The organism is Methylomonas sp. TEB, from assembly GCF_047777895.1.
In the GTDB taxonomy this organism is placed as follows: Bacteria; Pseudomonadota; Gammaproteobacteria; order Methylococcales; family Methylomonadaceae; genus Methylomonas.
This window is the reverse complement of sequence record NZ_CP180476.1, coordinates 3,968,827-3,982,463: the sequence shown is the minus strand read 5'-3', so window position 1 is coordinate 3,982,463 and position 13,637 is coordinate 3,968,827. Positions and strand designations below refer to the sequence as shown.

Annotated in this window: 4 protein-coding genes; 1 reads left to right on the top strand and 3 read right to left on the bottom strand. The window is 52.7% G+C overall.

The genetic code is table 11. The annotated features are described in order from the left end of the window. Positions 1-699 carry a M48 family metallopeptidase gene (locus tag ACMXD4_RS17815; RefSeq protein WP_415878960.1) on the top strand — a complete coding sequence of 233 codons (699 nt, stop codon included), beginning with the start codon at positions 1-3 and terminating at the stop codon, positions 697-699. Positions 700-806: 107 nt separating this feature from the next. Here the strand turns inward: ACMXD4_RS17815 and ACMXD4_RS17810 are convergent, their stop codons facing one another. The 3 genes from ACMXD4_RS17810 to ACMXD4_RS17800 all read right to left on the bottom strand — a co-directional run bounded on the left by ACMXD4_RS17810 (position 807) and on the right by ACMXD4_RS17800 (position 13,467). Then, positions 807-1,418 (bottom strand): hypothetical protein, encoded by a 612-nt coding sequence (locus ACMXD4_RS17810; RefSeq protein ID WP_415878959.1) that lies wholly within the window; start codon positions 1,416-1,418, stop codon positions 807-809. A 396-nt stretch (positions 1,419-1,814) separates the two neighbouring features. Beyond that, on the bottom strand, positions 1,815-3,434 hold the full coding sequence (locus ACMXD4_RS17805) for a diguanylate cyclase (RefSeq protein ID WP_415878958.1): 1,620 nt from the start codon (positions 3,432-3,434) through the stop codon (positions 1,815-1,817). Between the two features lie 61 nt (positions 3,435-3,495). Continuing rightward, positions 3,496-13,467 (bottom strand): cadherin-like domain-containing protein, encoded by a 9,972-nt coding sequence (locus ACMXD4_RS17800; protein ID WP_415878957.1) that lies wholly within the window; start codon positions 13,465-13,467, stop codon positions 3,496-3,498. Positions 13,468-13,637: the final 170 nt, after the last annotated feature.

The following is a 13,637-nucleotide window of genomic DNA, read 5'->3' as shown; positions in this document are numbered from 1 at the left end:
ATGGCGTTATACCAGTCCGACGATCTACAGTTTAAGGTTCATACCAGCGCCAAACGGAAGTCGTTGGGTATTACCGTGGATCGCGATGGCTCGCTGATTTTGCACACGCCGAACAATATCGTTAGTGACGAAATCGAATCCTTTATCAATGAAAAGCGGTTGTGGATTTATACCAAACTCGCCGCCAAGGAGTTTTTAAACGAACAAGCCCATCCGGAAAGGCGGTTCATCGATGGCGAAGGATTTTGTTATCTGGGGCGCACCTATCGCTTGGCACTGATTGATAGTCGCATTCAATCGTTGATTTTTAAATCCGGACGATTTTATCTAGCTAAAAGCCAGCAGGATTCCGCAAGAGCTTTGTTCATTGATTGGTATAAGCAGAAGGCAATGCAGCGTCTTCCTGGTTTGGTATCCGAATTCACTTCGCGTCTCGGCGTTAAAGCAAATGGACTAAAGGTGATGGAGTTGGGTAATCGCTGGGGATCGTGTTCTGACAATGGCGTGTTGAATTTCCATTGGAAAGTCATGCAATTACCCCAAAAGTTGCTTCGCTATATCGCCGCCCATGAAGCGGCGCATTTATTGGAAAAGCATCACTCACCGGAGTTTTGGCAAACAGTTGAGCGGTTAATTCCGAATTACATTGATTTACAGGCGACATTGCAAGTTGATGCATTGAAGTATGCGCGGTTGTAACAAATTGGCGCAATGATTAGCTGAAATCCTTAGTAAATAAGGAAAATAATGTTCAATAGAGCTGATTGAGTAGGCATTGGCGCCTAAAAGTTCAATAGGTAATTGATTTAAAAGCCTACGTCAAAATCGAGTTCCTTAATCTTCCAGACTTTATTATTTCTCAATATTTCAAGGTTCTCTTGGATGATGTAGGATATTTTTTCACCACCGAAAGAATCGAAATCGGCATAGTAAAATACGTTTACTCCGGTTTTTGGAACGTGAGGCGGGATTAGCTTGCAGTTTTCGAGATAAAAAATTAAGTGAGCGGCAATATGTCTGGCGGCGACCCCACCTAATCCCCGTTTATCAGGGCGCACCCAAATCAAATTTACAGTTAGATATAAAGTGCGAATTTTTTGAGTTTTGGTTTCTTCCCATCCAATATCAAATGAGATGAAGCCAATTGGCGGCTCTTTTTCCTTTTGAAAAGTCTCCCAGACGCTAATAATTGTCCGATCGCCATAATTCCAGGCATCATCGTATGATTCTATTAATCGGTCTAAGTTACTTTTTTTCCAGTATGAGCTGTTCAGTCTAGATTTTGAAATAAGTTGACTGCCTCGGTTTATAGAGCCTGTAACCCATTCAACGTCGCCACGCCCAACATTTTTACAATGCCATTGCGACGGAAAGATTTCAGGTCTGAGATCGGTTTTTTCAAAGAAAATTTCGCTCATTTAATCATCGGTGCCAAGGTCGAACGGAGGTTTAGAACTACAGTAAAAACTACAGTGGTTTATATTGCATCACGCTACTTTTAACAACTTTACACAATGCCAATCAGCTGCTAAGCTTTTGATTAAAGGACGTTTTAAGTAGTATGCAGTTGCATGAAAGTTGTTTGAATCGAACTTTTAATGCGATGGTCGTGCGTTAGAATCGCACACGACCCACCATCAATTCGATAAGCAAATCAACCAGTTGCTGAGAAATCAGAGCTGGTTTTTTTGTGCCTGAAATTTGGCTTGCGTGATTTTTGCGTGACTTGATTTTCACCGGCTCCAAGCCAACTTTGTTGCTGTGCTGTATCGATTCATCATTTGAGAGACGCTTTCATTCAAACCAACATTCAGTTATTGATGATAACAATCATCGGCAGCCTTAGCCGCCTCTGGTTGAGGTACAGGTAGATTTTTTTCGGCGGGCTGTGGGTCGGGTTTAATTTTTTCCGCAAATTCGTTTTGCAGTTGCCAGCGCACAACGCGGTTTCGGCCCGATTCCTTGGCAACATATAACGCTTCATCGGCAAATTTGTTCAATTCGCTCGGGTCTTCCGGTTGGTCTAGGATGCTGGCGACACCCAAACTCGCGGTCACCCAGGGTCCGGTTTCGTAACGGGCGACTGATTCGGATTTGATGCGCAAGCGAATACGCTCTGCCACCGTAATGGCTTCGTCTACGCTTAAACCCGGTAGCACGAGGCAAAACTCTTCGCCGCCGTAGCGGCCAACCAAATCAATTTTGCGGGTGTTGTTGGTTAAGATTTCGGCGAGCAATTTGATGATGACGTCACCGGTGGCATGACCGTAATTATCGTTAACCCGTTTGAAATGGTCGATGTCGACCATAATGCAGCACAGCTCCAAATTGTTTTGCAGGGCATCGGCAAACGCCTTTTCAAACAGTTCGTTAAATGCTCGCCGATTCAAACAGCCGGTCAGAGAGTCCCTGGTGGCCAGAAAGTGCAATTCCTTGTTTTGTTCTTTAACTTGCGCCTGACTTTCCTCCAACTTGCTGACCATGATTTGCAACTTGGTATTGCGTTCTTCTATTTCGGTGATGTCATCCAGCGTGATCAACACGCCTTGAGGGGCGTCGTTGCCAGAAAGAATGGGCGATGCGTTGATCACAAATTTAAATGTGTCATTGTCAGGACTAGTCAGTTTCAGATGCGCGCCAATCGAACTTTTGCCGGTTTTTAAAACAGTTTGCCAGGGCAGGTAGACGTCGGTGGTCGAATCGTCCGCGCTTTTCCATTCTAATTGTGAGGCCTTTTTCCCCAGCAAAGCCGACGTAGGGCTGGCGATTTTTTTCAGAAAGGCATTATTGGCCAAGACAATTTGCTCATGCTCATCAATGATGATGACACCCTCGGCCAGCGTATCGAAAGCCGCGTTGACCCGTTCGGGAATCACGGCGCTGGGGTCGAGTACTTTCAAGGTTCTGAGCATGAACGCCAAGTAAATAAAAAAGCCGACAACCAAAAAGAATATCGCCATTTTAAAACTGGGGTGTTCAAGAAAATCCGAGGCCGATTCTCCGGCTATTGGCGCGAATTTAAATTCAATATCCCCCCATTTTTCCGAGTCGCGAAAAATAGGCACCACCAAATGCGTAGACGTGGATTTTTGGCTATCGTAATCGGACCATTCTTTAACGTGATCGTTGACTTGAAAAATTAATTGATTGTTTTGCAAGCGGATGCCGGCGGAGAGAATGTCCGGGTTTCTCTTGATTAAGGCATTGAGCATTCGCTCAATGCGATGTGGGTCTTGATCGGAGGCGATGGTGGAAAATTGAATGGCTAGCGCTTCGCTGATTTGTTTGCGCGACTCCAGCATAAAACTGGATTTATCCGGCATGAAACCCAACATTTCCGCTGCAAACAGTAAGCAGATACTCAGCATTACTAAAGCCAGGCTGATGCGCATTGCCGGCAATAAAACTCCAACCGCTTTTTTTAGGGCGTCCATGATCTTAAATGATGCGATGCCGGAATATTAAACCGAAACTCAAGCAAACAGTTTCTGATCATCACGGGGTGTCTTCAGAGCAGGAGGATACTGAGTCAAGCTCTTTGGCTTCATTGTCTTTTGCCAGCCTTGATTTTTTGACTGATCGCATTATAGGCAATGGATCAAAGCGTTTCAGTAAGGGCACCGTGGACATAAAGCTGGCCATTAGCGACCCAGCCCGCAAGATCCAGCTGACAAATCCGGCAGTCAGACCGGCGCTGGTCCCCAGGATGATTTTAATGTTTACCGGATTGGCGTCCTCTACGACCGTAGGGTCGCTCATTTGCTTGTGAATGTTTTCCAATCTGTTCCAAAACTCCACTTCTTCTTGCTCGCTTAAAGTCGTCTGGCTATCAATTCTGTATTCATCGACCGATGGAATTCTGGATTCAAAGTGGTATTTTCGGCTAGTTTCGTTCCTGCGTGGTTCTTCGTTTTTATTAGTGTCCATCACTCCGGATAAGCGTGGGCTATTTCCATTATCAATCCATGCGTTGGATTCTAAGATAAATCGATTGTCTGTTGCCTGCTTATCTGGTGGTGATTCATGCGTTAATTGATCGGCATGGGGAGTTAAATCAACAATGACCGCAAATTGATCGGTGGATACGTGCTGACTTGCTGAAATATGTGTTTGAGCGTCGTCTCCCTGATTTTTATCATTCAAGCCATTTTTTGGATTATACCTAATGATGTCGTGCAAAGTATTCGTCGTATCGTTAGATGCAATATAGTTAATCTTGGCGGCCATTGCGGTGGAGCCCGCTAATCCGTCGTTGACGGAGAGGCTAAAACTCGGTGCCGATTCATTGTTGCCGTCGTCGATGAATTGCACTTGGTTGGCGGTCAGCTGGGCGCTGGTAAAGCCGGTGATCGGTAATCCTGCACGGGATGCCAATTGGAAATACCCCCCCGTTACATCGCCGACCGTGTAAGTAAAACTGTCACTATCCGGATCGGTTATCCCAAAATGGGCCGCGCTGAGCGTGACCGTTTCCCCCTCGCTTACCGTCAAGCCCAGATTATTGATGATCGGTGCATCATTGATACCGGTGTAGTAGATCGTCGCGGATAAGGTATTGGAACTGAGGCTACCGTCGCTGACCGTGACATCAAAACGCGGCGCCACTTCATTGCCGTCATCGACAAACTGCACCTGGCCGGCGGCCAGCTGGGCGCTATTGAAACTGGTGACGCTGACACCGGGATTGGTGGTGAGTTGGAAGTACCCGCCACTCACGCTGCTGAGCGCATAGGTGACGCTGGCGTTGTCGGGGTCCGTGACGCCGAAGTTGGCGGCCGAAAGGGTGACGGTCTCGCCTTCATCCAACGTTAGGGCGGCACTGGTCAGGACTGGCACATCGTTGAGCGAGCTGTAGTTGATGGTCGCGGCCAGCGTATTGGAATTAAGTGTGCCATCGCTGGCTGTAGCGTTGAAGTTTGGCGGAGCCTCGTTGGCGTCGTCGACGAATTGCACTTGATTGGCGGCGAGTTGCGAGCTGGTGAAGCTGGTGATAGCAATGCCGGGGGTCGTTGTTAGTTGAAAGTAACCCCCGGTCAGCGCGCTGATGGTAAAAGTGAAATCACTACTGTCTGCATCGCTGACCACAAAATCGGCAGTATTCAGGGTCACCGTCTGGCCTTCGCTCTGGGTCAAATTGGTTGCACTGAGCACAGGGGCATTGTCGTTGAGGTTGGTTATATTGATTGTAAAGCTTTGGCTGTTAGTCGAACCGTCGGAACTGGTCGCCAACACCGTGATGCTGTGGCTGGTGGCGGCCTCGTAATCGAGCAGACTGCCGTTGGCGACGGTGACCACGCCGGTGCTGCTGTCGATGGCAAAACGGCCGCCGGCGTTGTCCGTCAGGCTGTAGCTGATCGTCGCCCCCGTGTCGGCATCGCTCGCTAACGCCGTGATGCTCACCACCGTGCCGTTGGCGGTGTTCTCGGCGATACTGTTGGCGGTGGCGTTGCTGTCACTGATCGCCGAGACCGGATTGTCGTTGAGATTGACGACCGCCAAGGTCACGGCCAGACTACTGCTCAAGGTGCCGTCGCTGGCGACGACATCGAAACTGTAGCTGGACTTGCTTTCGTAATCGGCGAAGGCGTTGAGGGTGACTGCGCCGCTATTGGCGTCGATGGTCAATAACCCGGCATCAGTACCGCTTAGACTCCACGTCAGCGGGTTGCCGTCGGCATCGCTGCCGGTGGCGGTGTAGACCACGGTGTTGATCGGACTGTTCTCATTGACGCTGGCACTGCCGCCGGAGCTGATCGCCGGGGCGTTGTCGTTGACGGCCGTATAATGGATCGTTGCGGCCAATGTGTTGGAATTCAACGCACCGTCACTGACAGTCATACTGAAACTCGGCGCCACTTCGTTGCCATCATCGACGAACTGCACCAGACCGCCACTCAAATCGGCACTGGTGAATTGCGTGATCGAGTTACCCGCCGCGCTGCTCAATTGGAAGTAACCGCCGCTGACGCTACTGACCGTGTAGGTGAAGCTGGTATTGTCGGGATCGCTGACGCCAAAGTTGGCCGATGACAAAGTAACGGTATCGCCTTCATTCAAGGTCAGCGACGCACTGCTGATGACCGGCACCTCGTTAACATCAGCCAGCGAGATGGTAAATGTTTTATCGACGCTGAGCCCGCCAGTGTCGGTCGCACGAATGATGATGTCGTGGCTGGTCGCGGCTTCATAATTAAGTAGACTGTCGTTAGCGACGGTGATTTGGCCGGTGTTGGCGTTTATCGCAAAACGTCCGCCTGCATCGTTGATCAGCGCATAACTCCAATTTTCCCGCAGATCGTTATCAACCCCCACAACCGAGCCTACGACCGTGCCAATGGCGGTATTCTCGGCGATACTTGCCAAGGCAACAGTGCCGCCTTCCAGGCGCGCATTGGCCCAAACACCATGATCAAAAGCGTTGCCGTTATTGGCGTTGTCGATAGCAAGCCTTAACGTACTGGCTCCGGTCACGTCGATGTTCAGGTCGATAGGTGTGCTGGTGGAGTTTAGAATCGGGCTGCTATAAGTCTGTACACCATCGACATACACATAGAACTGCACCTTGCCATACGAGCCGGTTTGGTAATCGTTGATGCCGATTGTGGCCTTGAACGATGTGGCGCCATTGACCGCATAGTCGACATAACCGTAGCCATTGCCGCTAGCGGCGGGATGAGTTCCCAAGCCACGGGCGTAGCTGACCCCGTCCAGGACAATGCCGTAGCCACTATGTCCGGTATCGAGGGTTAAGTCATACATCGATTTTGTCAAATAGCTCTGCTCAGACAGATAGCGGGTCGCGGCAATGTCCGTTGGCGCTTCGTTGGCGGCGGTATAGTTGATTGTTGCTGCCAGAGTATTCGAATTCGCCGAGCCATCACTTACGGCAACGCTAAAGCTAGGCGCGACTTCATTGTCATCGTCAACAAATTGCACTTGATTGTTAGACAGTTGCGTGCTGGTAAAACTGTTGATGTTGAAGCCGAGGTTGGTCGTAAGCTGGAAAATACCGCCGGACACATTGCTGACCGTGTAGGTGAAACTGTTGTTATCCGGATCGGTTACGCCGAAGTTCGCCGCCGAAAGGGTGACGGTTTGGCCCTCGCTCAAGGTCAGACTGGCACTGGTCACAACCGGGGCGTCGTTGCTGGCAATAATACTGAGTGTGCCGGACACCACATTGCTGGTGCCGCCATCGCCATCAGTCAGATACCCTTGTAAGGTACGCACCAAATTTGACGGGGCGTCCGAGACATTCTGATAAGTAATGTTACGCCCTAAGGCCTGCGCAGCGGCCACGCTGGCGTTGCTGTTAAAACTGATGACCAAAGGTGTCGTGCCGTCGGTACCCCCGGTGAAAGTACCCATTACGACCCCACCGTAGCTGACATTGCTACCCGACACGCCGATTTGTCCACTGGCCGTGCCTTGATTACGGATCGCCAGACGATCTTCTGCTTGGCCGTTGGCGCTAAACGAAACTACCAACTGGCCGCCGTTAAAATCTGTCGAGTCAGCATCGGTCACGGTCGCAGTGGGTGCCAATATCACGGCGCCGGCATTTTCCGGATAACTGACGCTGCCAGTGGCAAAACTCAACACCGGCGCGTCATTGACCGCCGCGACCGAGATGCTGCGCGTTCCAATGTTACTTGCCGTCGTGCCGTCGGTCACACTAAAACTCACGGCGCGGCTGGCGGTGGACGGTGCATCGCTGGTGTTTTGATAGGTAACAGAACGCAGCGCGGTTTGGTATTGAGAAACGGTGGCCGTGCCGGATAAGGTCAGTGTGCCGGTGCTAGTATTCCAACTGCCGGTGATACCGTTTTGGTTGGTGAATGCCAGTACGTCCTGCCCGCTGGCGTAGTTGCCGGTGATTTGTACTGTTGCCCCGCTTAGGTTGGTGTTGTCGGCATCACTCAATGCCAGCGTCGCGGTTATCGCCGTGGCGCTGCCATTTTCGGTGTAAGCCAGCGTCGTGCCTTCAGTGGCCGACAGGACCGGCGCATCATTAACGGCGCTGATATTGATGGTCAGTGTATTGGCCGTACTATCTAGGGTTTGGCCGCCGCCATAGTTACTGCCGCTATCGACGATACTGAATAAAAAGCTGGTTGCGTCCGTGCCATTGGCAGCCGGTGTGTAGGTCAATTTTCCGGATTGAATGTCCGCGGCACTGATGGCGTCCAACTCCTGCGCGGCAACACCGTTTAAAAACAAGGTGCCTGCGCCGGGCAGGGATTCGATCCAGACCTGGCTGAGATTGTTGCCATCGGCGTCGGTGAACGGAAAATCGGCGGTGCTAAAGGTGTAAGCCGTATCCTCGGTAACCGTGATGGAGTGGTCTTGACCCACCGGCGCGCTATCCGGCGTTGCCGTGACAATCGTATTGGAAAATTCCGAGGTTTCGTAAAAGGTCGAGTAACTGGAATCGGTGCGGGTCGCAGTGACGGTGATGTACTGACCAGTTGCCAAGCGGGCATCGGAAAAATTAAATGACATGCTGGCGCTGCCTGAACCGCCGACCGCCATGTTCAACGCATTCAGAAAGGTCCGTCCCTCGCCGCTGGCCGTGGCATCCGAATACACTTCGATGCGGTAATAGCTGTTAGCCGCGCCGTTGTAGGTGCCGCTAAAGGTCAGATTCGTACCATTCACGACCGCCCGGGTTAACACCATCGTGTTCAACAGGCTGTTCGGGCCGCTATCGACATCGCCGGCGTCGTTGGCGGTGGCGCCATCGTCGGCCAGATCGATGCCAAGCCGGGTGTTGCCGTAAATGCTGTTCTCTAGAAACACGTTGCTGGAGCTAGTGCCCACAACCGTTATGCCTACATCGTTGTTGGCGATGATATTGCCGGCACCGGCTGTCGCGCCGCCGATCAAACTGCTGGTGGCGGAATTTTCAATGGCAACCCCTTGCATACCGTTCCCCAACGCCGTGACGCCATCCGCGCCAACCCCAATGTAGTTGCCTTGGACGACCGTACCGGTGGTGCCGCTATCGCTGATATAGATGCCTGCTTCGGTGTTGCCGGCAATGACGTTGCGATCCGCCGCCGTGGTGCTGCCGATTAGGGTGTTGTCCGCGCCGCCGATCACGGAAATCCCGTCCCAACTGTTTGCCAAACCGGCATTGCCGGATACGTCGGTACCGATATAGTTACCTTGGACAATATTGTTGTCGGCGCTTTCGCCATTGATAAAAATCCCGGAGTAATTGTTGCCCGAGATCAGATTGCCGGCTCCGCTTGTCGTGCCGCCGACAGTATTTCCAGATGATTCGATGGTAATACCGGAATTGGCATTGCCTAAGTCGACCATGCCGGAAATATCGGTACCGATATAGTTGCCGGTAATGACGTTGCCGTTTGCCGAGCCGCCGGTCAAGGTAATACCCGAACTGCTATTACCGGAAATGACGTTACGCGCTGCGACTGTTGTGCCGCCGATGGTGTTGTTAGCCGATTGCACATAAATACCGCCGCCGGCATTGGCCAGCGCGGCGGTTCCGGTGGCGTTGAGACCGATCAGGTTGCCTGCGATCAAGTTGTTGCTGGCAGGCGCTTCCAACTGAATCCCCACCCAGTTGGTGGTACCGCTGATGACGTTGCCTTCGCCGGCGACCGTTCCGCCGATGCTGTTACCGGCGGCACTAACCCAAACACCCTGATTGGCATTGCCGACTGCATTCGCACCGGAGGCGTCGGTGCCGATGTAGTTACCCTTGATTACGTTGCCTGTGGTCGAGCCGTTGTCGGTATTCAAGCCGATACCAAGACTGGTATTGCCGGAGATTACGTTGCGATCCGCCGCCGAGCTGCCGCCGATGATGTTATTGGCGGAATTCCAGATGCTGACACCCACTGCGTTGGCGGCGGCGCCGGTGCCTGTAGCGTTAAGGCCTATCCAGTTACCGGCAATGGTGTTGCCGCTACTGCCGGCGATAGTGATGCCGCTGCCGGTAAAGTTTTGAATCACCAGGCCGCGCATGGTGCTGCCATCGCTGCCGCCGTAGAGCTGTATGCCATCTTGAATACTACCGGCGCCGTTCAAAACAATTGCGGGTTTGTTGGCGCTGAAGCTGTCGTCGCTGGTCGCATCCAGCACGACTTGACTAGTAATCGTCAAGGGTGCCGTCAGATTGATGGTATGCACCGACGAACCGCTGATGCCGAAATAAATATAATCCGTGCCGGCGGTATTGTTGGCGGCGGCAATCGCCTCCCGCAGCGAGATGCCATCGCCGCCATCGCTGGCGATCAATGCGCTGATCGAACTGGTATCAGCCGAAGCGCTGATGGTATCCGAGGTGTTGGTGACAACGATGGCGCCGACATGCACATCCAGAACGTCGGTATCGGTTAAAGTGCCACCCGAACCGGTATTGCCTTGATCGCTGGTGGTCATGGTCAGTTGCGCCAAGCCACGGTAGTTGCTAGCGGGTGTAAAGGTCAGGCCATTATTCAGTGCGGTGTTGATTGCCGACACTGTGCCGGAATAAATCATGCTACTGCTGCCGTTGGTGCCGCTGACCAAGGTCAAGCCCGCATTACTGGCCAGCGTCAAGCTACCGTGGCTGATGCTGAGCGTCACTTGCACATTGCTGGAGGCTGCATCTGCATCGGCAATTTGTAGGGCATTGCCATTCGCGCTGGAGAAAGTTTTGCTGGTATTGACGGCGGTGTAACTGTTGGCGGGCAGACTGTTGACCGGCGCATCATTGACCGCCGCGACCGAGATGCTGCGCGTTCCAATGTTACTTGCCGTCGTGCCGTCGGTCACACTAAAGCTCACGGCGCGGCTGGCGGTGGACGGTGCATCGCTGGTGTTTTGATAGGTAACAGAACGCAGCGCAGTTTGATACTGGGCGACGGTGGCCGTGCCGGTTAAGGTCAGTGTGCCGGTGCTCGCATTCCAACTGCCGGTGATGCCGTTTTGATCGGTAAACGCCAGTACGTCCTGCCCGCTGGCGTAGTTGCCGCTGATCTGCACCGTGGCGCTGCTCAGATTAGCGTTATCGACCTCAGTAAGTACCAGGCCTGAGGTAATCTCTGTCGCAGTGCCGTTCTCGGTGTAAGCCAGGGTCGTGGCTTCGATGGCGGAAATGAGCGGCGCATCGTTGACTGCCGTTACTGTGATAGCCACCGTATCGGTGTCTGTTAAGGTCAGGTCTCCGGCGAGTGCGGCAATTTCCGCCCCAGTTAAAGCGCGGTTATAAATCCGTGCTTCGTCTATCTTGCCATTGAAATCGTAGGTAGTACCACCGTTTCCGTGCTTGCCGATAAAACTATTGGTTCCCTGACTGTAAGCGATGGATGTGGTGTAAGCGGTAGAGGCCACGGCAACGCCGTCTATATAAACCGCTTGGGTATGGGCTACGCTGTCGATGGTGTATGCAACGTGGTGCCAGCCGGTACCGGCCAATGTCGTAGCCGTTTCGGTAAATCTGAACGTGCCGCTATCGACATAACTACCTTTGATTTTGCCGCCGGCATCCAGGCGTAATATCACGTTGTCGCCCAGCGAAATGACTTCTGCACCCCCCGTGTCGGCGGATGTCAAGTTTACCCAGGCCGCCAGGGTGACACTGGATGGCTGGCCATAAACCCCAGTAGTTTGCACATAACCGTCGCCAGCCAAGCTCAGCACATTGCCGCGGGTAGTGTCATTGACGGACGTGCCATTGACGACCGAGGCCGTGGAACCGGCCGCCGGACTGCTATCGGTCTCCAGTGCGCTAGTGTTATCGAAAGCGTAACGGCCCAAGAGGCCGGTATCGATATCCAAACTCAGGAGTACCGAGTCTTTGGTGGCTAATGTCAGCGTCGCGCTGCCGCTGTATTCGGCAGTGGGCGTGAAGCTCAAGCCATTCAGCGCCGTGTTGATGGCGCTGGCCGTGCCACGAAACCTCATCGTGTTGTCGGCCGTGCCGTCACCAGCTGCAAAGGTCAAGCCGGTGGTGCCGCCCAAGGTCAGGGTGCCGTTGGTGACCGTCAGAGTGATTTCGTTGTTTGCGCCGCCGGCATCAGCGTCGGTTATCGTAATCGCATTGCCATTGGCCGATGAGAACACTTTGGCCGTGTCCTCATTCGTCGTTTGTGCTGCGGGTACTGTATTAACAGGCGCGGTGTTTATACTTGCTTTGATAGATACCGCACCTATCGACCAATCGGCAGCAAGTAACGCTGAACCGCTCATCGTTACTGAGCTCGCGCCTTCCGCCACGGAAGAGCCTGCCTTTGCCGTAGACAGTAGGGGAGAGCTGCTCCATTGCGAAGTTTGCCCGGTACCCGTAGTATCAGCTGAAATAGCTTTCCAATACTGCACGTCGATAACTAAATCGCCAGTCGCACTGGCGACATTCACCGTGCCTGATCCCCCCAACAAACCGGTGGTGCCGGTGTTGCCAGCGTAAGTACCGTAGGGCATCGATTGGTTAACACCGTTAAAGGTCGATGCACCCGCAGCAGCTTCTGTATTTCCGGTAAATGATATAACGACGTTATCGGTTCCCGCTGTGGGGTTGACCAACGCCCAAATTTCGACGGCGTGATTGGCTGCTGTGCGCCCTACGCGGGTGAGATCGGCGGTACCGTATTTAACGCTGTTGACCCCAGCGCTGCCGTCATCAATGGCAATCTCGACAAATAGTACCCGGTCGAAGCCGGCACTGACCGTATGCGACCACGTCAGTTGGTTGGTGCTGGTGCTGCTGGTGGATGTCACTGTGCCATTGGCAGTTACCGCCATCAAGCCAGTCCATTCGCTTTGACCCGCCGCGCTGACTACAACTTCGGTTTCGACGTCGCCGGTTTGGTATTCAAGTAGCCAGTCCCCTCCCAAATCCGCACTGCCGGTGGTATCTTCCGACGCCGCGACGTCGATATTGGTGATCCCGGACAGATAATCGACAAAACTCTGCCCAAATTGCGTTTCCGCGACATTACAGCCGTAAATCAGAATATCGCCGTCGGTATTGAAGGCATCTCCCCAGGCGCTGATGTCGGTCTGGTTTTGAATCAAGGTATCGAAATTGAGTTGACTGTTGCCTAAATCCAGGCTGCCGTCGCTGCCGTGCGAGATGATATGCACCGCGTCCAGATTGTCGCGCTCGGCCAGAATCTGCGTGATTTGTTGAATGCCGTCAGTGCTACTGTCCAGCGTAATGATTTCCAGATTACGGTTGGAAACGTCGCTGCTTTTGATGTCGTTTAATAGCGATTCGTAGCCCTGGACGCGGGTATCGACAAACACGATTTCATTGCGGCTGGTCTCGCTGGTGCTGGTTTGCGCGGGGGGCTGTTGGGTGTCGGCGGGCGGTGTCGCGTTGGCGTAGGTCGCGTTGGGGGCCATGAGTTGTTCGGTCAAAAGCCCCTCGATGCCGCCGGAGAACAGCTGTCGAGATTCCAACTCTTCCAGAATCGGTTTGGAGTGGTAGTGCTTGAGATGTGACTTTGAATTCATGGGCGTTGAAAGTTGCAGTTTGACCGATGAGCATGGAACGCCGTTGGCATCGGATGCCTTAGATGCTGCTAGAGTTTAGCGACTTCGCTTTAATTATTCTGTGATTGCAGCAAATAATCCGTAATAGAACACAGATAAGCCTGCTCAAAATGTGCAGTGGTTAAGTGTCG